The organism is Curtobacterium sp. TXMA1 (assembly GCF_020162095.1).
Classification (GTDB): Bacteria; Actinomycetota; Actinomycetes; order Actinomycetales; family Microbacteriaceae; genus Curtobacterium.
This window is the reverse complement of record NZ_CP083910.1, coordinates 1131186-1154649: the sequence shown is the minus strand read 5'-3', so window position 1 is coordinate 1154649 and position 23464 is coordinate 1131186. Positions and strand designations below refer to the sequence as shown.

23 protein-coding genes are annotated in these 23464 nt (G+C 72.1%); 3 read left to right on the top strand and 20 right to left on the bottom strand.

The genetic code is table 11. The features are described from left to right. Positions 1-73: 73 nt before the first annotated feature. Positions 74-1612: a GTPase HflX gene (gene hflX, locus LCG91_RS05465; protein WP_058728408.1), complete on the bottom strand. Its 1539-nt coding sequence runs from the start codon at positions 1610-1612 to the stop codon at positions 74-76. Between the two features lie 61 nt (positions 1613-1673). Here hflX and LCG91_RS05460 point away from each other — a divergent pair, with 61 nt between their 5' ends. Further along, positions 1674-2288 (top strand): class I SAM-dependent methyltransferase, encoded by a 615-nt coding sequence (locus LCG91_RS05460; RefSeq protein ID WP_058750057.1) that lies wholly within the window; start codon positions 1674-1676, stop codon positions 2286-2288. A gap of 13 nt (positions 2289-2301) precedes the next feature. Here the strand turns inward: LCG91_RS05460 and dapF are convergent, their stop codons facing one another. The 17 genes from dapF to LCG91_RS05375 all read right to left on the bottom strand — a co-directional run bounded on the left by dapF (position 2302) and on the right by LCG91_RS05375 (position 20639). Next, positions 2302-3192 carry a diaminopimelate epimerase gene (gene dapF / locus LCG91_RS05455; RefSeq protein ID WP_058728398.1) on the bottom strand — a complete coding sequence of 297 codons (891 nt, stop codon included), beginning with the start codon at positions 3190-3192 and terminating at the stop codon, positions 2302-2304. Continuing rightward, entirely contained in the window at positions 3189-4157 is a 969-nt protein-coding gene (gene miaA, locus LCG91_RS05450; RefSeq protein WP_224442746.1) for a tRNA (adenosine(37)-N6)-dimethylallyltransferase MiaA, read from the bottom strand. The genes dapF and miaA overlap by 4 nt, the downstream gene beginning before the upstream one ends. Then, complete coding sequence (gene miaB, locus LCG91_RS05445; RefSeq protein WP_224442745.1) at positions 4144-5637, bottom strand: tRNA (N6-isopentenyl adenosine(37)-C2)-methylthiotransferase MiaB; 1494 nt, start codon at positions 5635-5637, stop codon at positions 4144-4146. The genes miaA and miaB overlap by 14 nt, the downstream gene beginning before the upstream one ends. Positions 5638-5765: 128 nt before the next feature. After that, a complete protein-coding gene (locus tag LCG91_RS05440) occupies positions 5766-6593 on the bottom strand; it encodes a regulatory protein RecX (RefSeq protein ID WP_224442744.1) in 828 nt (275 codons plus the stop codon). Positions 6594-6730: 137 nt separating this feature from the next. Continuing rightward, on the bottom strand, positions 6731-7792 hold the full coding sequence (gene recA / locus LCG91_RS05435) for a recombinase RecA (protein ID WP_058728394.1): 1062 nt from the start codon (positions 7790-7792) through the stop codon (positions 6731-6733). Between the two features lie 257 nt (positions 7793-8049). Next, complete coding sequence (locus LCG91_RS05430) at positions 8050-8274, bottom strand: DUF3046 domain-containing protein (protein ID WP_058728393.1); 225 nt, start codon at positions 8272-8274, stop codon at positions 8050-8052. 63 nt (positions 8275-8337) lie between these two features. Then, positions 8338-8646, bottom strand: coding sequence for a helix-turn-helix domain-containing protein (locus LCG91_RS05425; RefSeq protein WP_058725115.1), 309 nt, complete (start codon positions 8644-8646; stop codon positions 8338-8340). Positions 8647-8800: 154 nt separating this feature from the next. Beyond that, positions 8801-9355, bottom strand: a complete 555-nt coding sequence (locus LCG91_RS05420; protein WP_224442743.1) for a CinA family protein — start codon at positions 9353-9355, stop codon at positions 8801-8803. Further along, positions 9328-9972, bottom strand: a complete 645-nt coding sequence (gene pgsA / locus LCG91_RS05415) for a CDP-diacylglycerol--glycerol-3-phosphate 3-phosphatidyltransferase (RefSeq protein ID WP_224442742.1) — start codon at positions 9970-9972, stop codon at positions 9328-9330. Before pgsA ends, LCG91_RS05420 begins: the two co-directional genes overlap by 28 nt. Further along, the gene (locus LCG91_RS05410; protein WP_224442741.1) at positions 9969-12995 is read right to left on the bottom strand and encodes an FtsK/SpoIIIE family DNA translocase; all 3027 of its coding nucleotides are present in this window, start codon (positions 12993-12995) and stop codon (positions 9969-9971) included. Before LCG91_RS05410 ends, pgsA begins: the two co-directional genes overlap by 4 nt. 67 nt (positions 12996-13062) lie before the next feature. Next, on the bottom strand, positions 13063-14310 hold the full coding sequence (locus LCG91_RS05405) for an ABC transporter permease (RefSeq protein WP_224442740.1): 1248 nt from the start codon (positions 14308-14310) through the stop codon (positions 13063-13065). After that, entirely contained in the window at positions 14307-15017 is a 711-nt protein-coding gene (locus LCG91_RS05400) for an ABC transporter ATP-binding protein (RefSeq protein ID WP_224442739.1), read from the bottom strand. Before LCG91_RS05400 ends, LCG91_RS05405 begins: the two co-directional genes overlap by 4 nt. Beyond that, on the bottom strand, positions 15014-16036 hold the full coding sequence (locus tag LCG91_RS05395) for an efflux RND transporter periplasmic adaptor subunit (RefSeq protein ID WP_224442738.1): 1023 nt from the start codon (positions 16034-16036) through the stop codon (positions 15014-15016). Before LCG91_RS05395 ends, LCG91_RS05400 begins: the two co-directional genes overlap by 4 nt. A gap of 242 nt (positions 16037-16278) precedes the next feature. Further along, positions 16279-17955 (bottom strand): ribonuclease J, encoded by a 1677-nt coding sequence (locus tag LCG91_RS05390; RefSeq protein ID WP_058730182.1) that lies wholly within the window; start codon positions 17953-17955, stop codon positions 16279-16281. A 44-nt stretch (positions 17956-17999) separates the two neighbouring features. Continuing rightward, the gene (dapA, locus tag LCG91_RS05385) at positions 18000-18977 is read right to left on the bottom strand and encodes a 4-hydroxy-tetrahydrodipicolinate synthase (RefSeq protein WP_058730183.1); all 978 of its coding nucleotides are present in this window, start codon (positions 18975-18977) and stop codon (positions 18000-18002) included. Between the two features lie 295 nt (positions 18978-19272). After that, a complete protein-coding gene (locus LCG91_RS05380; RefSeq protein ID WP_058750087.1) occupies positions 19273-19800 on the bottom strand; it encodes a dihydrofolate reductase in 528 nt (175 codons plus the stop codon). After that, positions 19800-20639 carry a thymidylate synthase gene (locus LCG91_RS05375; protein WP_318010452.1) on the bottom strand — a complete coding sequence of 280 codons (840 nt, stop codon included), beginning with the start codon at positions 20637-20639 and terminating at the stop codon, positions 19800-19802. The genes LCG91_RS05380 and LCG91_RS05375 overlap by 1 nt, the downstream gene beginning before the upstream one ends. A 127-nt stretch (positions 20640-20766) precedes the next feature. Here LCG91_RS05375 and LCG91_RS05370 point away from each other — a divergent pair, with 127 nt between their 5' ends. Next, positions 20767-21606: a TIGR01777 family oxidoreductase gene (locus tag LCG91_RS05370; protein WP_411955833.1), complete on the top strand. Its 840-nt coding sequence runs from the start codon at positions 20767-20769 to the stop codon at positions 21604-21606. Positions 21607-21724: 118 nt separating this feature from the next. Here the strand turns inward: LCG91_RS05370 and LCG91_RS05365 are convergent, their stop codons facing one another. Together LCG91_RS05365 and dapB are read right to left on the bottom strand one after the other, a co-directional pair. Further along, on the bottom strand, positions 21725-22192 hold the full coding sequence (locus LCG91_RS05365) for a hypothetical protein (protein WP_411955829.1): 468 nt from the start codon (positions 22190-22192) through the stop codon (positions 21725-21727). Beyond that, positions 22189-22941: a 4-hydroxy-tetrahydrodipicolinate reductase gene (gene dapB, locus LCG91_RS05360; protein WP_058750089.1), complete on the bottom strand. Its 753-nt coding sequence runs from the start codon at positions 22939-22941 to the stop codon at positions 22189-22191. Before dapB ends, LCG91_RS05365 begins: the two co-directional genes overlap by 4 nt. Positions 22942-22963: 22 nt before the next feature. Here dapB and LCG91_RS05355 point away from each other — a divergent pair, with 22 nt between their 5' ends. After that, positions 22964-23461 (top strand): GNAT family N-acetyltransferase, encoded by a 498-nt coding sequence (locus LCG91_RS05355; protein ID WP_058728810.1) that lies wholly within the window; start codon positions 22964-22966, stop codon positions 23459-23461. Positions 23462-23464: the final 3 nt, after the last annotated feature.

The following is a 23464-nucleotide window of genomic DNA, read 5'->3' as shown; positions in this document are numbered from 1 at the left end:
CACCGTCGACGGACGGGAGGCGCGGTGCCAGCCGGCACCGCGCCTCCCGTCCGTCCCGGTGCGGGTCCGGGGCCTAGACCGTCGCGACCGGCGCGACCACGTACGGGTCGAGCTCCGCGACCTGGCGCTGGAAGACGCGCACCCGCAGGCGCGTGCCGTCCTCGACGTAGTCGGTCGTCTCGACCGCGCCGGCGTCGTGCAGCGACGACACCAGGTCGCCGCGGTCGTACGGGATCACCACGGTGAGCTCGACGTCCGGCTCGGGCAGTCGGGCCTCGATCGCCGCGAGGAGCTCCGGGACGCCCTCGCCCGTGCGGGCGGACACGAAGACCGCGTCGGGGACGAGTCCGACCAGGACGAGCCGCTGTGCCTCGTCGATCAGGTCCGCCTTGTTGAACGCGACGACCTCGGGGATGTCGCGCGCGCCGACGTCGCCCATCACGTCGCGGACGGTCGCGAGCTGCGCAGCCGGGTCGGGGTGCGAGCCGTCGACCACGTGCACGATGACGTCGGCCTCACCGACCTCCTCGAGGGTGGAGCGGAAGGCCTCGACCAGCTGGTGCGGCAGGTTCCGCACGAACCCGACCGTGTCGACGAAGGTGAACTCGCGCCCGGCGCTGCTCTCGGTTCGGCGCACGGTGGCGTCGAGGGTGGCGAACAGCTGGTTCTGCACCAGGACGCCCGCGCTCGTCAGCCGGTTCAGCAGCGAGGACTTGCCGGCGTTCGTGTAGCCGGCGATCGCGACGCTCGGCACCTCGTTGCGGTGCCGGTCGGCGCGCTTGGCCTCGCGGGCCGGGCGGAACCCGGCGATCTGGCGACGGAGCTTCGACATCCGCGTGTTGATGCGACGACGGTCGAGCTCGATCTTCGTCTCACCGGGACCACGGGAACCCATGCCCGCACCGCCGGAGACCTGACCACCGGCCTGACGGGACATCGACTCACCCCAGCCACGCAGACGCGGCAGCAGGTACTGCAGCTGCGCGAGCTCGACCTGGGCCTTGCCCTCGCGGGTGGTGGCGTGCTGGCTGAAGATGTCGAGGATCACCGCGGTGCGGTCGATCACCTTCACCTTCACGACGTCCTCGAGCGCACGTCGCTGCGACGGGGCGAGCTCGGTGTCCGCGACGACCGTGTCGGCGCCGGTCGCCTTGACGACCATGGCGAGCTCCTCGGCCTTGCCCTTGCCGAGGTAGGTCGCCGGGTCGGGGGTGGGCCGACGCTGCAGGAGCCCGTCGAGCACCACGGCGCCCGCGGTCTCGGCCAGGGCGGCGAGCTCCCGTAGGGAGTTCTCGGCGTCCTGCGCGTCGCCCTGGGGGTACACGCCGATCAGGACGACCCGCTCGAGCCGGAGCTGCCGGTACTCGACCTCGGTGACGTCCTCGAGCTCGGTGGAGAGGCCGGTGACGCGGCGCAGCGCGGCGCGGTCCTCGCGCTCGTACTGGTCGCCGTCGCCGGACCAGCCGTGCTCGTCGACCGATCGTGTCTGGATGGCCTGGGCGGGAGCGAAGATCGCCGACGAGGCCCGGGTCTCGGCATTGCGGAGGACGCGCTCCACGACACCCTCGGCGCTGTCGTCGGATCGTCCGTCGTTCATGGTGGTTTCCGTCATCTTCTCCACAGGGTACCGCCGCCACGCCCGGGACACACGGGCTCCCCGCTACGGTTCTTCCATGGCGAACGAGCACTACTTCTCCGCGAACCCGTCCTCGGAGATCCGTGAGCGCCAGGTGCACGTCACGCTCGCCGGGCAACCGCTCACCCTGTCCACCGCGGCCGGGGTCTTCAGCCCGGACGGCGTCGACCGCGGCACGAAGGTGCTCCTCGGCTCGGTGCCGCCGCCCGCGTCCGACGGCGCGCTGCTCGACGTCGGGTGCGGATGGGGCCCGATCGCGATCACGATGGCGCTCGAGTCCCCGGACGCACAGGTGTGGGGCGTGGACGTGAACGAACGCGTCCTCGGGCTCGCGGCACGCAACGCCGTCGCGGCTGGGCTGTCGAACGTCACGGTCGGCCTGCCGGACGAGGTCCCCGCCGACCTGCGCTTCCGGACGATCTGGTCGAACCCGCCGATCCGGGTGGGCAAGGACGAGCTGCACACGATCCTGCTCACGTGGCTGCCCCGGCTCGAGGTCGGCGGCGACGCCTGGCTCGTGGTGTCGAAGGACCTCGGCGGGGACTCCCTGCAGCGGTGGCTCGCCGATGCGCTCGGCGACGGGTTCCAGGTCGCGCGGGCCTCGACGGACAAGGGCTTCCGGGTGATCCGGGTACGGCGGACCGCGGAGTAGGGGCCCTGCGGCGTCAGACCGTCAGGTCCCCTGAGAACACGAGCTCCGCAGGCCCGGCCAGCGCGACGTGCTCGCCGTCCTCGGCCGCGAACATCCGCACCGTGACGACCCCGCCCGGCACCCGCACCCGCCAGGTGTCCGGCGCCGAGGGGCCCGCCCAGTACCGCGTCGCAAGCGCTGCGGCGACCGCACCGGTGCCGCAGGACAGCGTCTCGCCGCTCCCCCGCTCGTGCACGCGCATGGTGATCTCCCCCACGCCGTCCTTGACGAGCGGGTCGCCGGGCAGGACGAACTCGACGTTCGCGCCCGCCTCCGGAGCCGGGTCGAGCACGGGGACGTACGTCAGGTCGACCTCGGCGAGCTCGTCCTCCGTCGCGACGGCCACGACGACGTGCGGGTTGCCGACGTCGATGCCGAGCCCCGGCCGCGCGCCGTCGAGCTCCTTCGCCCGGACGGTCACGTCGTTCGCCCCGCCACCCTCGATGCCGAGCCCCCAGCGCCCGAGGTCTGCTGAGAAGCCGTTCGTGGTGCGCTGCACGTCGACGAGTCCCTTGCGGCTACCGACCGTGAGCGTCTCGCCCGGTGCCAGGTCGACGAGCCCGGACTCGGTCAGGTAGCGGGCGAACACGCGGATGCCGTTGCCGCACATCTCCGCGACCGACCCGTCGGCGTTGTGGTAGTCCATGAACCACGTCGCCGCGGGTTCGACCGCCACGAGCGGACGTCCCTCGGGCAGCGCGTCCGAGCGCACGGCCCGGATGACCCCGTCGGCCCCGACACCGAAGCGTCGGTCGGCGATCGCGCGGATGCGCTCGGGGGTCAGGTCGACCGTGGCGTCCGGGTCGGCGAACAGGACGAAGTCGTTGCCCGTCCCCTGGCCCTTCGTGAAGTGCAGCTCGGTCACGGCACGATCCTACGGGCCTCGGCCTGCAGCCCAGCGACGTCGGCACCGCTGACGTCAACGACCTCGGCGTCGTACCGCTTGAACCACGACACCTGCCGCCTGGCGTACTTGCGGGTCGCGACCGCCGTGGCCTCGACCGCCTCAGCCGTCGACGCGCGGCCGTGCAGCACGTCGAGCGCCTGCGAGTACCCGATCGCCGCGCGCGCGGTGCGTCCCTGTTCGAGACCTTCGGCCCGGAGCGCCGCCACCTCGTCCACGAGCCCGTCGCGGAACATCCGCTCGGCCCGAGCGTGCAGCGCCGCGACGAGTCCGCTGCGCTCGCGGTGCAGGTGCAGCACCCGAGCGGGTCGCCACGCGCGGGGCGCGGACGGGAGGCGCGGGGTCACGACCTCGGACCGGCTCGCGATCTCCACGGCGCGGATCAGGCGACGGGGGTTGCGGGCGTCGACGTCGGCCGCGGCTGCCGGGTCCAGGGCGCGGAGGCGAGCGAGGAGGGCGTTCGGGCCCTGCTCGGCGTGCTCCCGCTCGAGTTCGGCGCGGAGCTCCGGGTCGGTCCCCGGGAACGCGAGGTCGAACAGGACGGCGGACACGTACAGCCCGCTGCCGCCGACGAGCACCGCGGTGCCGCCGTCCGCCGTGATCCGTTCGACGTCGGCGCGGGCGTCGCGCTGGTAGGCCGCGACGCTCGCCTCGTCGGTGACGGTGAGGACGTCGAGCTGGTGGTGCGGGATGCCCCGTCGTTCCTCGACCGAGAGCTTCGCGGTCCCGATGTCCATGCCGCGGTAGAGCTGCATGGCGTCGGCGTTCACGACCTCGGCGGGGCGACCGGACGCGCGCAGTCGTTCGGCCACGGCGAGACCGACCTCGGACTTCCCGGTGCCGGTCGCACCGACGACCGCGATCAGGTCCGGGATCGCGTCGGCGTCGCGCCCGGCTGCGGGGACCGCCGGGTCAGTTCCCGACACGGAGGCTCGGCAGTCCGAGCGAGACCGGACGCGGGCCCGCTCCACCGGCCGACGGCGTCGGCACGCCGCAGCTCTCGGCCTGCGCGCGGTCCCAGGCGTCGCCGGCGCGGGTCCGCCGGATGCGCAGGGGGCCCTCGTTGTCGGCGATCAGGAAGTGCGGGGCCGCGCGGGTGACCACGACCGTGACGACGTCGCCCGGACGCGGGACCTCGGAGCCGGCGGGCACGGCGAAGTGCACGAGGCGCGAGTCCTCGGCACGCCCGGACAGGCGGTGCGTGCTGTCGTCCTTCTTGCCCTCGCCGGTCGCGACGAGCACCTCGACGCTCCGACCGACCTGCTTCGCGTGCTCCTCCGCGGTGATGCGGTCCTGCAGCGCGATGAGCCGGTCGTACCGCTCCTGCACGACCGCCTTCGGCAGCTGGTCCGGCATCGTCGCAGCGGGCGTGCCGGGGCGGATCGAGTACTGGAACGTGAAGGCCGAGGCGAAGCGGGACTGCTCGACGACGCGCAGCGTGTCCTCGAAGTCCTCGTCGGTCTCGCCGGGGAACCCGACGATGATGTCGGTCGAGATCGCCGCGTGCGGGATCTTCGCCCGCACGCGGTCGAGGATGCCGAGGAAGCGCTCGCTGCGGTAGCTCCGGCGCATCGCCTTGAGCACCCGGTCCGAGCCGGACTGCAGCGGCATGTGCAGCTGCGGCATCACGTTCGGCGTCTCGGCCATCGCGTCGATGACGTCGTCGGTGAACGCGGCCGGGTGCGGGCTCGTGAAGCGGATGCGCTCGAGGCCCTCGATCTGCCCGGCAGCGCGGAGCAGCTTGCCGAACGCCTGGCGGTCGCCGAACTCGACCCCGTACGAGTTGACGTTCTGCCCGAGGAGCGTGACCTCGATCGCACCGTCGTCGACGAGCGCCTGGATCTCGGCGAGGACGTCGCCGGGGCGGCGGTCCTTCTCCTTGCCGCGGAGCGACGGCACGATGCAGAACGTGCAGGTGTTGTTGCACCCGACGGAGATCGACACCCAGCCGCTGTGCGTCGAGTCCCGCTTGGTGGGCAGGGTCGACGGGAAGACGTCGAGCGCCTCGAGGATCTCGATCTGCGCCTCGTCGTTGTGCCGCGCCCGCTCGAGCAGGGTCGGCAGTGACCCCATGTTGTGCGTGCCGAACACGACGTCCACCCACGGTGCCTTCTCGAGGATGACGTTCTTGTCCTTCTGCGCCAGGCACCCGCCGACGGCGATCTGCATGCCCGGGTGCTCGCGCTTGATCCCCCCGAGCTGCCCGAGGTTGCCGTAGAGCCGGTTGTCCGCGTTCTCGCGCACGGCGCAGGTGTTGATGACGACCACGTCGGCCTGGCCGCCGTCGGCTGCGACGTACCCGGCGGCCTGGAGCGATCCGCTCAGGCGCTCCGAGTCGTGGACGTTCATCTGACACCCGTGGGTGCGGACCTCGTAGGTTCTGGGGCGGTCTTCGACGGTGGCCATGATCGTCCCAGTGTAGGTCGACCGCGGCCCCCACGAGAGCGTCTGAGCAGACGCCTGGTCGGGACGCAGGACCGCGCGGCATGGGCCCCGGGCCGATGCTCGAACGGCACGGTGCGCGTGGCGCCCCGCTACTCGAACCGGACGGTCCCGCCGCCCGACGGCGAGCGACGCGGCGGCCCGTCGAGCGCCCGTTCCACGGCGACGCGGACGACGCCCGCGCCGTAGCCCTTGCGCATCAGGAAGCCGCTGAGGCGCCGTTCGGCAGTCACACGGTCGAGGCCGCGGAGCTGTCGTGCGCGCTTCTCGGCGAGTTCGTTCGCGCGGACGAACTCGTCGTCTGCGTCGTCCGCCGAAGCCTCGAGCGCGGCGTCGATCGCGGCCTGGTCGATCCCGCGCCGCCGCAGTTCGGCGACCACGCCCTGACGGCCGAGGCCCTTGCGCTCGTGCAGCCGGTCGACCAGGTCGGTCGCGAGGGCCACGTCGTCGAGCAGACCCACCCGCACCAACCGGGCGACCTCGTGCTCCACGACCTCGGTGTCGAGGTCCTGCTTCGTCAACAGCTGCCGCATCTCGGACTCGCTGACCCCCTTGCGACCGAGCGCCCGCATGCTGACGCGCTCGGCGTCGGCGCGCTGCTCGTCGAGCGGTCGCGGGGCGTCGGCCGGGTCGATCTCGTCACCGCTCGCGATGGCGAAGACGGAAGCCGTCGCGGCGTCCGCGGTGTCGTCGTCGTACCCGCGCTGCTCGGCACGGGCGCTCCGGCCCGAACCGTCGCCGACCACCGGGGACACCCACTCGGCGTCGGGCTGCTGCCCGCGGAGCGGGATCGCTGCGGGGCTGTCGTCCTCTGCCGGAGCACGGGTGGGCACGGGCCCGAAGCGCCGCTCGTCGTCACCGAGCAGCATCGAGTCGGGCGCCCAGTCGTCGTCGGACGGTCGGGACCGATCCCCTGCCACGTCAGGCTCGGTGACGGCGTCCGGGCCGATCGGATCCGGATCCCGGTCCGCCGGCGTCGTGCGTCGACCACGACGGGACCGCGCACCGAACAGGTCGGTGACCGGAGCGAGGCCCCCGTCGTGGTCGTCAGCGCCGGTCACGCGCCCTTGCGCTCCGCCAGCTTCGGTGCGATCGACTCGACCGGAGCCGCGTCGGCCTTGGCGCCACCGACGCCGAGCTTGGCGAGGATCTTGCCCTCGATCTCGGCCGCGATGTCCGGGTTCTGGATCAGGAAGGACCGCGAGTTCTCCTTGCCCTGCCCGAGCTGGTCCCCGTCGTAGGTGTACCAGGCACCTGACTTCTTCACGATGCCGTGGTCGACACCGAAGTCCAGCAGCGAGCCCTCTCGCGAGATGCCCGTGCCGTACAGGATGTCGAACTCGGCCTGCTTGAAGGGCGGCGCCATCTTGTTCTTGACGACCTTGACGCGGGTGCGGTTGCCGACGGCGTCGGTCCCGCTCTTCAGCGTCTCGATGCGACGGATGTCGAGGCGCACCGACGCGTAGAACTTCAGCGCCTTACCACCGGCGGTGGTCTCCGGGCTGCCGAAGAACACGCCGATCTTCTCGCGCAGCTGGTTGATGAAGATCATCGTGGTCTGCGTCTGGTTCAGCCCACCGGCGAGCTTGCGCAGGGCCTGGGACATGAGGCGCGCCTGGAGACCCACGTGCGAGTCACCCATCTCGCCCTCGATCTCGGCGCGGGGCACCAGGGCGGCGACCGAGTCGACGATGATCAGGTCGATCGAGCCCGAGCGGACGAGCATGTCGGCGATCTCGAGCGCCTGCTCACCGGTGTCGGGCTGCGAGACGAGCAGCGCGTCGATGTCGACGCCGAGCTTCTTCGCGTACTCGGGGTCGAGTGCGTGCTCCGCGTCGATGAACGCCGCGATGCCGCCGGCACGCTGGGCGTTGGCGATGGCGTGCAGGGTCAGCGTCGTCTTACCCGACGACTCCGGCCCGTAGATCTCGATGATGCGACCCCGCGGGAGCCCGCCGATGCCGAGTGCGACGTCGAGTGCGACGGACCCGGTCGGGATGGTGGCGACCGGTGCGCGCTCGTCCGAGCCGAGACGCATGACCGTCCCCTTGCCGAACTGCCGGTCGATCTGGGCGAGTGCGGTCTCGAGGGCCTTCTCGCGGTCTGCGGGTGATGGCATGGGGTGCTCCTTCGTGCTCGGTGTCGGCCGCCTGTAGGCTGTCGCGTCCACCCCAGCCGGTGGTGCAGGGCTGGTGTTCGGCGACAAGGCTTCGGGCTGTTCCCGATGACCTCGAACCTAGGGCGGGCCACCGACATCACTGCCTGCAGCCGCGCGATCTGTGGACGAGGATCCGGGACAGCGCCGTTGTGCAGGAACCTAGCACCGATCGAACACGCGTTCGAGCAACACGCCGAACACAGTTTCGGACGAGGATCTCAGTCGCGCGGCTCCGCCAGGCCCTTGCCGTGCCGCTTGTCGAGCGGCACGTCCTGCGAGTCGCACAGGGCCTCCCAGACCCGCCGCGCGTCGATGCCGGCGTCGATCGCGTCCGCCGCCGATCGCCCACCGAGCTCCTCGAGCACGACGTCGCGGGCCACCACGGCTCCGTAGGCCTCGCCGAACACCTGGTCGACGGCTCGCCAGAACTCACTCACGCGCATCAGACCAGCGTAACGACGAACGCCCCCGCCGGAGTCCGGCGAGGGCGTTCGAGGGGTGGTGCGTCAGCGCACCGCGAGGTCGTTGTCGAACTCGGCGACGAGCTCGTCGGGCAGCGTGTCGGGGACCGGGGTGAGTCCTTCGACGACTGCGAGACGGTCGCCGACCTCGCGCATGATGGTCGAGATCGGGGTGTCGAGGGCGTCGGCCACCGAAGCGAGGATCTCGGAGCTGGCTTCCTTCTGGCCGCGCTCCACCTCGCTCAGGTACCCGAGCGCCACACTGGCCTTGGACGCGACCTGACGGAGGGTCCGGCCCTTCTGCAAGCGGAAGTCTCGCAGGACATCGCCGATCTCCTGACGAACGAGAACCATGGGGACTCCTCCTCTCTGTCGTCTCCGCGCCCGCCTGGTCCGGGTGACCGGGGTCGGGTTCAGCAACAGTAGCGTTGCCGTTCGCAGCATGCTAACCACGTCGGCTGCCGCTCTGCTGGAGATTGCGTGGGATGTAACCCAGTGGCAACAGGGGCTATTCCCCGCTGTCGATCTCGATCGTCATCCGTGTCAGGAGTTCGGAGACGGTGGCGGACCGGATTGCTGCCCGGTCCCCCTCGAGGTGCAGCTCCGCGGCCACGCTGCGCTCCGCGGACGCGATGCCGACGAAGACGGTCCCCACCGGCTTGCCGTCCTGCGGGTCCGGTCCGGCGACACCGGTCGTGCTGATCCCCCACGTGGCGGGGCGACCGTCGACCGCCAGCGCGGTCCGGACGCCCGTGGCCATCTGGCGGGCGACCTCGGGGTCCACGGCGCCGTTCGCGGCGAGCAGGTCGGCGTCCACCCCGAGCACGGACGCCTTGACAGGGGTGGCGTACGCGACGACCCCGCCGTGCACCACGGCGCTCGCGCCCGGGACGCCGACGAGGGTCGACACCACGAGTCCGCCGGTCAGCGACTCGGCCACCGCGACCGTCTCCCCCCGGGCGGTGAGGGTGTGCACGACCCGCTGTGCGAGCTCCTCGACGGAGGACGACCTCGCCGGGTCGGGGCCAGCGGGCGTCACGCTGCGCTGCGGTTGTGCTTCCATGCCTGCCACAGGTAGTCCGCGCCGCTGAGCACCGTCGCCAGGAGTGCCGCCGTCATCAGGATGCCGTTCACCCAGTGCGCCAGGTCACCGACGACGTTCCACCACGGGAAGAGCGCGAGTGTGATCGCGACGGCTTGCAGCACGGTCTTGATCTTGCCGCCGCGGCTGGCCGGGATCACCCGGTCGGACAGCACGGCGAAGCGGAAGACGGTGATGCCGATCTCGCGGAGCATGATCAGCACGGTCACGATCCACGGCAGCTCCCCCAGGATCGACAGCGCCACGAGGGCACCGCCGATCAGGACCTTGTCCGCGATCGGGTCGACGAGCTTGCCGAAGTCCGTCACCAGGTTCTGGCGACGGGCGATGATGCCGTCCGCGCTGTCCGTCACGATCGCCACGACGAACACCACGGCTGCCCAGACACGCAGCGAGGTGTCCTGGCCGCCGTCGGCGAGCAGCATCACGAAGAACAGCGGTGCCATGAGGATGCGCACCACGGTGATGACGTTGGCGACGTTGGCGGTCGATGCCGGGCCGTCGCCCTTGCGCAGCAGCCGTCCGCGCCACGGGAACCGTGCCCCGTGTGTGGTCTCCGAGCTGGTCACGTCGCTCACTCCCTGCCCGTCAGTCCCCACGCGTCCTCGTCCGGTCCGTCGTCCTCGACCTCAGGGTACCCGCGGGTCATGTCCGCCACCGGGTCGGCGCCGTACCGGTCGTCGTCCTGCCCGCCCGAGCCGGACGCCGCGGGTGCGGCAGGAGCCCCGGAGCCGACCGCGGTCGGAGCCGGACCGGTCCCGTCGGCGGGTGCAGGGCCTCCTGGCCGGGACGGCGATGCGGCGTCGGCCGGCGGTTCCTCACCGCGGAGCTTCGCGAGCACGCCGGGGAGCTGGTCGGGCGTGACGAGCACGTCGCGGGCCTTCGAGCCCTCGGACGGACCGACGATGTCCCGCGACTCCATGAGGTCCATCAGGCGACCCGCCTTGGCGAAGCCGACGCGGAGCTTGCGCTGCAGCATCGACGTCGAGCCGAACTGGGTCGAGACGACCTGCTCGACGGCGGCGAGCAGCAGTTCGAGGTCGTCGCCGATGTCGGCGTCGATCTCCTTGCGCTCGACCACCGCCTGGACGTCCTGCCGGTACTCGGGCCGGGCCTGGCGCGTGACGTGCGCGACGACCTCGGCGACCTCGCTCTCCTGCACCCACGCACCCTGCACCCGGACGGCCTTCGACGACCCCATCGGCAGGAAGAGCCCGTCGCCCTGACCGATGAGCTTGTCCGCGCCCGGTTGGTCGAGGATGACGCGGGAGTCCGTGACGCTCGTCACCGCGAAGGCGACGCGCGACGGGACGTTGGCCTTGATGAGACCGGTGATGACGTCGACCGACGGACGCTGCGTGGCGAGCACGAGGTGGATGCCGGCGGCACGGGCGAGCTGGGTGATGCGGACGATCGACTCCTCGACGTCGCGCGGGGCGACGAGCATGAGGTCCGCGAGCTCGTCGACGACGACGAGCAGGTACGGGTACGGCTTGAGCTTCCGCTCGCTGCCGGCGGGCAGGACGATCTCGTCGTTCTGCACCGCCTTGTTGAAGTCGTCGACGTGCCGGAAGCCGAACGACGCCAGGTCGTCGTACCGCATGTCCATCTCCTTCACGACCCACTGCAGCGCTTCGGCGGCCTTCTTGGGGTTCGTGATGATGGGCGTGATGAGGTGCGGGACCCCGGCGTAGATCGACAGCTCGACGCGCTTCGGGTCGACGAGGACCATGCGGACCTCGGACGGCTTCGCGCGCATGAGCAGCGAGGTGATCATCGAGTTGATGAAGACCGACTTGCCGGAGCCCGTGGAGCCCGCGACGAGCAGGTGCGGCATCTTCGCCAGGTTGGCGACGACGAACCCGCCCTCGACGTCCTTGCCGACACCGATGGTCATCGGGTGCTTCGACTTGGTGGCCGCGCCGGAGCGCAGGACGTCGCCGAGGGAGACGATCTCGCGGTCCGTGTTCGGGATCTCGACGCCGATCGCGCTCTTGCCGGGGATCGGCGACAGGATGCGGACCTCGTTCGACGCGACGGCGTACGACAGGTTCTTCGACAGCGCGGTGACCCGCTCGACCTTGACGCCGGGGCCGAGCTCGATCTCGTACCGCGTGACGGTCGGTCCGCGGGAGAAGCCGGTGACCTTCGCGTCCACCTTGAACTCGGTGAGCACGCCGGTGATCGCCGCGACGATGTCGTCGTTCGCCTGGCTGCGGGCGACCGACGGGGTACCTGCGCTGAGGGTGGTCGCCGCGGGCAGCCGGTACGGGGCCGAGGGGTCCTCGTCCGCGGCGGTGGCGGCGGGCAGGCCGTCGCCGGCGGACTCGGACGCGGCCTCGGGCTCGGGCGCGGTCGGCGAGACGACCGGTGACACCCCGGCGTCGGGACGAGCGTCCGGACGTGCGACGGCCTCGGGCTGCTCCGGCACCGGGGTGCCGAAGTCGCGGAGGGCCTGCTCGGCCACGGCGAGGTCCTGCTCGACCTGCTGCTCGCCGTGCACGTCGTCGTGCTCGACCGAGTCGTTGAGGTTGACCGACGCCGGCACGGCGGGTGTGTGGTCCACGAGCCCGGCGGCTGCGCCGGCGTTCGGGCTCGCCGCGGGAGCACCCGGAGCCGCCTGGGTCGCCGACGCAGGCAGCACGGGGCTGTCGTACGCCGGGTCTTCTTCTCGTCCGGACTTGTTCCGCCGCCACCACGGGACGGTGCTCTCGGCCGCGTCGCCGTCGTCCGCGCGCTGCTCGTCCTCGAACCCGAGGTCCTCGAAGAGCGGGAAGTCGGTCTGGTCCTTCGTGCGGCGCTTGGACGTGCGTGCCCGCGGCGCGGCCGGCGGGGCGGCGGCCTCGGCGGCGACGTCGTCCTCGGCCGCCGGGGCCGGTGCCCCGAACAGGTACGCGTAGAGCTCGTGCAGGCGACGACCGGTCTTGTTCGGCGGGGTCTTCGTGATGATGAAGAGCGACAGCACGAGCAGCACCACCGCGACCGGTACCGCGACCCACACCGTGGCGACCGCGACGAGCCAGCTGATCACGACCCAACCGAGGACACCGCCCGCGGCAGCCAGGGCGACCATGCCGTCGGACGCGCTCGGCTGCCCGCCGAACACGTGGCAGAGCGATGCGATGGACACGAGCATCAGTCCGAGGCCGATGCCGATCCGGGTGTTGTCGTGCACCGACGCGGGGTGCCGGAAGAGCCAGCCGGCGAACACGATCATGATGACGGGGAGTGCGACCGCCAGCCGCCCGAACAGACCGCCGAACGTGTAGGCGTCGAGCGTGACGGACACCGGGTTCGTGGGGTTGAGCCACTCGACGACCCCGCCCGCGAGCGCGAGGACGAAGAGCAGGAACGGGAAGCCGTCGCGGCGTTCGTCCTTGGCGAGGGTCTCCTTGCCGAGCAGGCGGAACAGTGCGCCGACGCCGTGCGCCATCGCGAGCCAGGCGGTCACGACCGGGTTCTGCTCGCGGAACACCGGCGTGGGTGCGGCCTGCGGCAGCTTCTTCGTGGTGGCCTGCGTGCGCGACGTGCCGCGCGACCCGCTCCCGCGGGACGACGTGGACGCGCGCGAGCGCGTGGTCGACTTGGTGCCTCCGGCCATGCGACGGAGCCTAATCCCCGCTCGGGACATTCCGTGGATGCCCCGCCGCGACCCGGCGCCCGCCTGCTCAGTACCGGATCGCGTCGATGACCTTTACCCGCACCGCCACGATCGCCGGCAGGAACCCGGCGAGCGCCCCGACGAGCAGCGCCGAACCGACCCCGATCAGCGCTGCCTCGACCGGGAAGGGCGCTCCCCCGACGTCGACCCCGTTCGTGATCAGCCCGCGGACCGTCCCGTTGCCGAGCACCGCCGCGCCGATCATCACGCCGACACCACCGGCGACGAGCGTCCCGAGCACGTTCTCGAGCAGCACGGCCACGAAGATCCGTCCGGCGGTCGCACCCACGCCGCGACGGATGCCGATCTCGCGGATCCGCTGGCGCACGCTCACGAGCGACACGTTGAGGAGTCCGAGGCCACCGAGCACGAGGACCAGGACCGCGACGCCCGCGATCACCCACCGCAGTGCCCCGAGCGGGTCGCCGTCGACCGAGCCGGCCGCGTCGGAGCGCGTCGCGTCCACGGTCCACCCGGGACCGAGGGCACGCTCCGCATCCGAGGCGATCCGCTGCGCCACCGCCTTGCCGTCGTGCTCGGGCACCCAGACCTCGAAGAGCCGCTGCGACCCGTCGTCGGGCGAGGCCACGGCGTTCGCCGTCGCGACGGAGTCGGCGAGCTGGTAGAACATCGGCTCGGTGTCGTACTCCGATGACGCGTACCGGCCGATCACGACGGCGGTCACGTCCGGCGTCCCCGGCAGGCGCACGACCGGGTGGGTGACGACGTCCGGGCTGCCCAGGCGGTCCAGGAACGCCTGGTTGACGACGAGCGCCGGCGCGAGGCGCTCCCGGTCGTCCTCGGTGAACCACGAGCCGTCGTCGATCCGCACGCGGTGCATCTCGGCGTACGCGGGGTCGACGGTGACGCCCTGCGCCAGGGTGACCCCGTCCGGGAACTGCACCGGGCGCTGGGTGAAGGAGGCCTCGGTGGCGAAGCGGACGCGGTAGCGCTCGGCCCCGGCGCGGAGCTCCCGGTCGAGCGCGTCGGCGTCCGCGGCCGCTGCTGCGCCGGTGCCGTCACCAGCGGCGGACGAGGACCCGGTGACCTGGTACGTCGCCGGTCGGCCGCCGTACTGCTCGTTGAACGCCGCCGTCACCCGTTCCGCGAGCGCCCCGAAGCCGACGACGACCGCGAGCGACGCGACCGCGATGGTCACGCCGACCAGGCTGAGCACGACCCTGCCGCGGTGCACCCGGAGTTCCTGCCACGACTCGACGACCGTCCCGACGACCGTGGTGAGCAGCCGGTTCACGCCGCCACCACCCCGGTCGCCACGGCCGCCGGGTCGACGACGAGTCCGTGGTCGATGCGGTGCACGACGTCCGCGCGCGCCGCGACCGCCGCGTCGTGCGTGATCGTGACGAGGGCCGCACCCGTCTCGGCCGCGACGGTCTCGAGGAGCTCCATCACCACCCGGCCGGTGTCGACGTCGAGCGCCCCGGTCGGCTCGTCGGCCAGGATGAGCCGCGGCGAGCGGACGAGCGCCCGGGCGATCGCGACCCGCTGCTGCTCCCCGCCGGAGAGCCGGTGCGGCTGGGTGTCGGCCCGGTCGGCCAACCCCACACGGTCGAGCATCGCGAGGGCGAGCCGACGCCGCGACCAGAACGCGCGGCCGGTCGCGTAGAGCAGGGGGACCTCGACGTTCTCGAGGGCGGTCCGGCCCTGCAGCAGGTTGAACTGCTGGAACACGAAGCCGACGTCCGCTCCCCGCACGCGGTCGCGTCGGACGGATCCGGCGCGGCCGAGGTCCTGCCCGTCGAACTCGTGCAGTCCCTCGGTGGGGGTGTCGAGGAGACCGAGGACGTTGAGGAGCGTCGACTTGCCCGAACCCGAGCGGCCGACGATCGCGACACGGCTGTCCGCCTCGACGTCGAGGTCGACCCCGCGGAGGATCTCGAGCGTCGAGCCGTCCGGCAGGGCGACGGACTTCCGCAGGTCGCGGACGCGCACGAGGCTCATCCGCCCACCACCGTGCCGTCCTCGGCGGACCCGTCGTCGGGCTGCGCCTCCTTGCCCGGGACGAACTGCAGGACGGTGTCTCCCTCGGTCAGTCCGTCCTCGATCTCGACGTGCTCGCCGTCGTTCAGGCCGAGGGTGACCTGGCGCTCGGAGCGCTTCCCCTCGTCGTCGACCACGGTGACGACGCCGCGCTGCGCGGTTCCCTGCACCGCGGTGGTCGGCAGCGTGAGCACGCCCTGGGCCGAGCCCGCCGACACGGCGACCGTGACCTCGAGCCCGGGGAAGACCGTGACGTCCCCGGGGACGTCGCAGCGCAGTTGCGTCGCGCCACCGCCCGACGCCGAGCCGCCGTCCGTGCCGTCGGATCCCGCGCCGGACGCGCTGCTCGAGGCGGAGTCGGAGGCGGGGGCCGCGGAGCTGAGCGACAGGTTCGTGCAGGTGAACGGCGCCGGCCCGTCCGTGATCGTCACGGTCGCCTCCGACGGGCGCGAGGTCAACCGGTAGAGCTGCGCGGCCTTGAGCGTTGCGGTCACGCGGTACGCCTCGGGAGCGACGCGCGCGACGGTGTCCCCGATCGCGACGGGCTGCTTCGCCACGAGGTCGAGGCCGGAGACCGTGCCCGACGACGACGCGACGACGGTCGCGAACGTCACGACCGCGGGGAGCGGCTCACCGTCCTCGGTCGTCCCCGTCGCCGGCGTCTCGACCCGCAGGTCGATGATCGGCGCGCCCTGCTCGACGTGCGTGCCGTTCGTCACGAACACCTTGTTCACCGTGCCCTCGGCGGTCGACCGCACCGGTGTCGAGGCGACGGACTCGATCGTCCCGGTCGCCTCGACGTCGTTGACGACGTCGCCCGTCTCCACGGTGACGGTCGGGTCCTCGAGCTGCGCCGTCGGCAGCGTCTCGGCCTCGTCGGGCTGCGCCGCGAAGAAGGCGAGGCGGACGAGCGACACCGCGATGGCGGCGAAGACGAGGAACTTCAGGCCGGGCCACACCCAGCGACGCAGGACGGTCACCCTCGGACGGTATTGGCTGACATACCGAGCGAGCATCAGCCTGAGGGATGACGCAGGGTGGCCGCCCGGCCGGTTCCGGCCGGTCCCGGCCGGTCCCGGCGGACCGCCAGACCGGTCCCGGCGGACCGCCGGACCGGTCCCGGTGATCACGACGTCACCACGGGACGGGAACGGCCGGGAGGCACGGCGAGCGTTCCCGGGGAACGCTCGCCGTGCCTCCCGGCCGGTTGCCGCGCTGGTGCCTACGCCTCGATGACCACCGGGACGATCATCGGACGACGACGGTGCTTGGTGTTGACCCAGCGGCCGACGGTCCGGCGGACGACCTGGCTGAAGGCGTGCGCATCGCGCGTGCCGTTCGCCGCGGCCTCGGCGATCGCCTTGGCGATCTGCGGGCGGACGTCGTCGAAGACGGAGTCGTCCTCGGCGAAGCCGCGCGACTGGATCTCCGGCCCGACCACGCACTGGCCGGTCGTGAAGTCGACGGCGCAGAAGATCGAGATGAAGCCCTCCTCGGCCAGGACGCGGCGGTCCTTGAGGTCGGCGTCGGTGATCTCACCGACGGTCGAGCCGTCGACGTAGACGTACCCGATGTCGAGCTGTCCGGCGACGCTCGCGACGCCGTCCTTGAGGTCGACGACGATCCCGTCCTGCCCGAGGATGACGTTGCGCGGCGGGACACCCGTCTGGATCGCCAGGTCGGCGTTCGCGTACAGGTGGCGGTGCTCGCCGTGCACGGGCAGCACGTTCCGCGGACGCAGGATGTTGTAGCAGTACAGGAGCTCGCCGGCGGACGCGTGCCCGGAGACGTGCACCTTGGCGTTGCCCTTGTGCACGACCTTCGCGCCGAGCTTCGTCAGGCCGTCGATCACGCGGTAGACGGCGTTCTCGTTGCCCGGGATCAGGCTCGAGGCGAGGATGACGGTGTCGCCCTCGCCGATCTCGATCTGGTGCTCGAGGTTCGCCATGCGCGCCAGGACGGCCATCGGCTCACCCTGCGAGCCGGTCGACATGTAGACGATCTGGTCGTCGGGGACGTTCTTCGCCTTCTTCGTGTCGATGAGCACGTCGTCCGGCACCCGCAGGTAGCCGAGCTCGGCGGCGATGTTCATGTTGCGGATCATCGACCGGCCCATGAACGCGACCTTGCGGTTGGTCGCGGCGGCGGCGTCGAGGACCTGCTGCACGCGGTGCACGTGCGAGGAGAAGCTCGCGACGACGACCTTCTTGCGGGCGCGCGAGATGACGTTCTCGAGCACCGGTCCGATGTCGCGCTCGGGGGCGGTGAACCCCGGCACGTCGGCGTTCGTCGAGTCCGGCAGGAACAGGTCGACGCCCTGCTCGCCCAAACGGGCGAAGGCACGGAGGTCCGTGATCCGGTCGTCCAACGGGAGCTGGTCCATCTTGAAGTCGCCCGTGTGCAGGACACGACCGGCCGGCGTCGTGATGGCGACGGCGAGGGCGTCCGGGATCGAGTGGTTCACGGCGACGAACTCGAGGTGGAACGGGCCGAGCTGCTCGGTCTGGTCCTCCTGCACGACGAGCGTGTAGGGCTTGATCCGGTGCTCCTTGAGCTTCGCCTCGACGAGCGCGAGGGTCAGCGTCGAGCCGATCAGGGGGATGTCGGCCTTGAGCTTGAGCAGGTACGGGACGGCGCCGATGTGGTCCTCGTGCCCGTGCGTGAGCACGACACCGAGGACGTCGTCGAGGCGGTCCCGGATCGGCCCGAAGTCGGGGAGGATGAGGTCGACGCCCGGCTGGTGCTCCTCGGGGAAGAGTACGCCGGCGTCGACGATCAGCAGCTTGCCGTCGAACTCGTAGACGGTCATGTTGCGACCGATCTCGCCGAGGCCCCCGACGGGGATGACGCGGAGGGTGCCGGGTTCGAGCGGCTGCGGTGTGGAGATCTGGGTGGGCATTCGGTCCTGACTGTCGTGCGACGCGCTCCGGCGCCGCGGTCTTCCTAACGTGTGGTGCCTGGCACCTTCGGCAGTGCGCCGCCGGCCGCCGCGTTGCGGTCCGGGCGGAAGTTCGAGAAGTCGGCGCCGGGGATGTCCCGGACCGCTTCGAGTGAGGTCTCGATGGCGTAGGCCTCGGTGTCCTCGGGGCCGACGAGCGGGAGCCGGACGCGCGGGCTGCCGATGCGGCCGAGCCCGTGCAGGACGTACTTGGCCGCGACCGTGCCGGGGACGTGCGTCATGATCGCGCGGACGAGCGGCTCGACGCGCTTGTGCTCGGCGGTCGCGGTCGCCAGGTCGCCGCGGTTCACGGCGTCGACGATGGTGCGGTACGGGGTGCTCGTGATGTTCGCCGTCACGCCGATGAGGCCGGTCGCGCCGATCGACAGGTGCGGGAGCACGTTCGTGTCGTCGCCCGAGAAGTACATGAGGTCGGTGTTGTTGAGCACCCGTGAGACCTCGGCGAAGTCGCCCTTGGCGTCCTTCACCGCGAGGATGTTCGGGTGGTGCGACGCCCGCACGATGGTCTCGTACGTGATCGGGATGCCCGTGCGACCCGGGATGTCGTACAGGATCACCGGCAGGTCGGTGGCGTCGGCGATCATCCGGAAGTGCGTGAGGACGCCCGCCTGCGTCGGCTTGTTGTAGTACGGCGTGACGATCATCACGCCGTCGGCGCCAGCCTTCTCGCTCTGCTTGTACAGGTGGATGGCGTGCGCGGTCTCGTTCGACCCGCCGCCCGTGATGATCTTCGCGCGGCCCGCGGCGACGGACTTGCCGACCTCGACGAGCCGCAGCTTCTCGGGGTCGGTCAGGGTGCTCGTCTCGCCGGTCGTCCCGGTGACGACGATGCCGTCGGCGCCGGCGGTGATGCAGTCGTCGATGTGCTGCTCGACGCCGGGCCAGTCGACCTCGCCGTCGGCCGTGAACGGCGTCACGAGGGCGACGAGGACCTGACCGAAGGGATTCTCACGCGGGGACACGCCCTCCAGCGTACCGGGGATGCGCGCGGGGACCGCCGTCCGGTCGGACGGTGCGCGGCTCGCGGACGGCGTGCGGCCCACGGACGGTGCGCGGCTCGCGTCGGTCGCTCGGACGGGAGGCGCGGTGCACCTCCGCCGGGCGGCTCGCCGTCGGCGCGTGGTCGCGACCGGCTGGCGCGCCGCACGACCGGAGGCACGTCGCGCCGCGGAATCGCGTGGCGCGACGTGCTTCCGGTTGTGCGCGAGCACGTCGCACCGGCGGCTGCGTCGCGCCGCGTGCGGCCTGCGGCGCTCGCTACGCGCGGCGGCGCCACTCCAGGAAGCGGTAGCGGGTACCGTCGACGCGGGACTCCTGCCACGGGCCCTCGTCGACGAGCTCCCACGCGTCGTCGAGCGCCGGCGCGCGGGTGTCGCCCGGCACCTCGAGGTCGACGATCGTCTCCGAGACCCGGTCCGCGAAGGGCAGCGCGTCGGCGTAGACCGCTCCCCCGCCGATCACCCACACGGGTTCGTCGGTGTCGAGTGCCGTCGCCAGGTCGTGCACGACCTCGGCGCCCTCGGCCGACCACGAGGCGTCCCGCGTCAGCACGACGTTCCGCCGTCCGGGCAGCGGCCGGAACCGCGGCGGCAACGAGTCCCAGGTGCGCCGGCCCATCACGACGACGCCGTCGCCGGTGACCTGTCGGAAGTGCGCGAGGTCCTCCGGCACGTGCCACGGGATGCCCCCGTCGGCGCCGATGACCCCGGCCGCCGTGCGCGCCCAGACCATGCCGACCCCGCGGACGGGCTCGGCCCACGCGGCGTCGGAGGTGTCGGAGCCCATCAGACCGCGACCGCGGCCGCGATCGCCGGGTGGTGCTCGTACCCGACGACGGTGAGGTCCTCGTAGACGTAGTCGTCGATCGAGTCGCGCGGGGCGATCTCGAGCGTCGGGTACGGGTACGCCGTGCGGGACAGCTGCTCGCGGACCTGCTCGACGTGGTTGTCGTACACGTGGCAGTCGCCGCCGGTCCACACGAAGTCGCCGACCTCGAGCCCGGTCTGCGCAGCGATCATGTGGGTGAGCAGCGCGTACGAGGCGATGTTGAACGGCACGCCGAGGAACATGTCCGCGCTCCGCTGGTACAGCTGGCACGACAGCTTGCCGTCGACGACGTAGAACTGGAAGAACGCGTGGCACGGGGCGAGCGCCATCTCCGGCACGTCGGCGACGTTCCACGCCGACACGATCAGACGCCGCGAGTCGGGGTTCGTGCGGATCTGCTCGATGACCTGCGCGATCTGGTCGACGTGCTCGCCGGACGGGGTCGGCCACGAGCGCCACTGCACGCCGTACACCGGGCCGAGGTCGCCGTCCTCGTCCGCCCACTCGTTCCAGATGCGGACGCCGTGCTCCTGCAGCCAGCGGGCGTTGCCGTCGCCGCGCAGGAACCAGAGCAGCTCGTACGCCACCGACTTGAAGTGCACGCGCTTGGTCGTGACGAGCGGGAAGCCCTGCGACAGGTCGTAGCGGAGCTGCGCGCCGAAGATGCTGCGCGTTCCGGTGCCGGTGCGGTCGCCCTTCGGCGTGCCCTCCTCGAGCACCCGGCGCAACAGGTCCTCGTAGGGAGTGGGCACTGCCGGGGTGGGGACGGTGGGGTCGGGCTGCACGGTCTCGCTCACACGGAGAGCCTACGTCCACAAGGAGAACGCGGAGCGCGCTGAGTACCGTGGCCCCCATGTCGACCCAGCCGCTCTCGATCCTCGTCGCCGGTGCGTCCGGCTTCATCGGGACCCCCTCGTCCACGCCCTGCGCGAGGCCGGGCACCACGTCACCACGCTCACCCGCAGCGAACCCCGCACCGCGAGCGCGTTCCGCTGGTCCCCCGGCACCCGCCCGCTCGACCCGGCGGTGCTCGACGGTGCCGACGTCGTGATCAACCTCGCCGGGGCGAACATCGGCAAGCTGCCGTGGACCGAGTCGTACAAGCGCGAGATCCTCGACTCGCGGGTCCAGGCGACGGAGACCCTCGTCGAGGCGATGCGCCACGCCGCGGCGCCGCCGGCGCTCTTCCTGTCCGGGTCGGCCTCGGGCGTGTACGGCGACCGTCCCGTGGACGTCCTCGACGACGACGCCGATGCGGGCAGGGGCTTCCTCGCCGACGTCTGCACGAAGTGGGAGGCGGCTGCGACCGCCGCACCCGAGGGTGTCCGCGTCGTCCTGCTCCGCACCGGCATCGTGGTCGGCCAGGGCGGCGGCGCGCTCGCACCCCTCGTGCCGCTCACGAAGGCGGGCCTCGGCGGCAAGCTCGGCACCGGCGGGCAGTTCTGGCCGTGGATCGCGCTCGAGGACGAGGTCGGCGCGATCGTGCACCTCGCCACCAGCCCGGACGCCGCCGACGTGCGCGGTCCGGTGAACCTGGCCGGCCCGGAGGCCGCGGTGTCGAACCGCATCACCCGCCGCGTCGCCGAGGACCTGCACCGCCCCTACCTGTTCAGCATCCCGGCGTTCGCCCTGCGCACGCTGCTCCGCGAGGCCGCCGACGAGATGCTGCTCTCCAGCCAGCGCATGGTGCCGCGGAAGCTCACCGAGTCCGGCTACCGGTTCCGGCACGCGACCGCCGAGGACGCGGTCGACGCCGCCTTCTGACCCGACGGCGCGGCCAGACGGCCCGAGTTGACGTCCCGGCCCGACGGCCCGACGGCCCGACCCGGACCACACGACGGACGGGAGGCCCGTGGCGACACCGCCACGGGCCTCCCGTCCGTCACCGGGTCGCCGCAGCCTTCGCCAGTGCGGTCCGCATCGCCGCTCGCGCCCGCTTGCGGTCGCCTGCGGCGTCGTAGACGACGCCGAGCCGGTACCAGCCGCGCCAGTCCTCGGGGTCGGCCTCGACGGCGTCCCGGTACCGCGGGAACAGCTCGTCGGCCGCCTCGCGGGTCGGCCGACCGGACGGGCGGACCGGGACGACCTCGTCGGGGGTCGCGCCCTCCTGTTCGAGCCGCGCACCGAGCCGGGTGATGCGCACGCCGAAGCGGACCTCGAGCACGAGCAGCAGCGCACCGATCGCGGCGACGACGAACAGCGCGACGCCGATGCCGATGCCGATCGGCTGGCCGGTCTGCACGAACGCGACCGCACGCTGCCCGACGAGCCCGATGTAGAGCGCGAGCAGCAGGGTCATCAGTGCCGCGCCCCAGAACGGGGAGCGGAGGGACCGCCAGGTCGAGGTCACGGCTGTCCGATGCCGAGGACGCTGCCGAGGCCGACGGTCAGGCCGCGGGCGTCGACCACGGCGGACAGGGCGGCGCGGATGCCGGCGACGTACGCCACGTCGTCGTTCGTGTCGTGGCGGATCGTGACGGTCTCGCCGGGGCCGCTGAGCAGCACGTCCTGCACGGCCTTGACGCCGGGCAGGCGGAGCGAGTGGATCGGCACGCTCGCGACCTGCTGCCCACGGGCGCGCTGGTCGACGTGCGGGGCGTCCACGGGGCCGACCTCGCGCCGGGCGTCGGCGATGAGCTCGGCGGTCCGGACGGCGGTGCCCGACGGGCTGTCGATCTTGCCCGCGTGGTGGGTCTCGACGATCTCGACGGACGGGAACCACGGCGCGGCGATCGTGGCGAGGTGCGTCGCGAGCACCGAGCCGATCGAGAAGTTCGGGACGACCAGGGCGCCCTGGTCCGGTCGTGCCTCGAGTCCGGCGCGGAGCTTCGCGAGGCGGTCGAGCGACCAGCCCGAGGTCCCGACCAGGACGTTCGCGCCGCTGGCCAGCGCGTGCTCGACGATCGCGGGGCTGAGGGCGGGGACGGTGACGTCGACCACGACGGCCGCTCCCCCGAACACCGACGGCGGTGCCTCGTGCACGGCGTCCCGCGAGGACAGCGAGGCGACGAGCTCGAAGCCGTCGAGCGACTCCACGACGGAGGCCACGAGACCCCCGAGACGACCGGTGGCGCCGACGACGGCGACGGGAGTGACCATGGCTCCATCCTAGGATCGACGCATGCCGCTCCAGGTCAGGTCCGTGCCCGCCGACGCGCCCGAGGTCGACGCACTGCTCGACGCCTACCTCGACGAGCGCGAGGCGACGTTCCCGAGCGCGCAGGGCTCGTACTCGCGGAAGCGCACCCCGGCCGTCGAGTTCACGGCGCCGGACGGGGTCTTCGTCGTGGCGTACGAGACGGACGGCGACGCAACCGTCCCGGTCGGGTGCGGCGGCCTGCGGCGGATCCGGACCCCGCAGGCCGTCGACGACGACGTGTGGTTCGAGGTGAAGCACGTCTACGTCTCCCCCGACGGCCGCGGGCGGGGCGTGGCGACCGCGGTGATGGACGCGCTCGAACGGGCAGCGCGGGACCTCGGTGCGACGAGCGTCGTCCTCGACACCAACGACTCGCTCGTCGCCGCGGGGGCGATGTACCGGAGCCGCGGCTACCAGCGCGTCGCGGCGTTCAACGACAACCCGAACGCGACCGCCTGGTACCGCCTGCCGGTGCGCTGACCG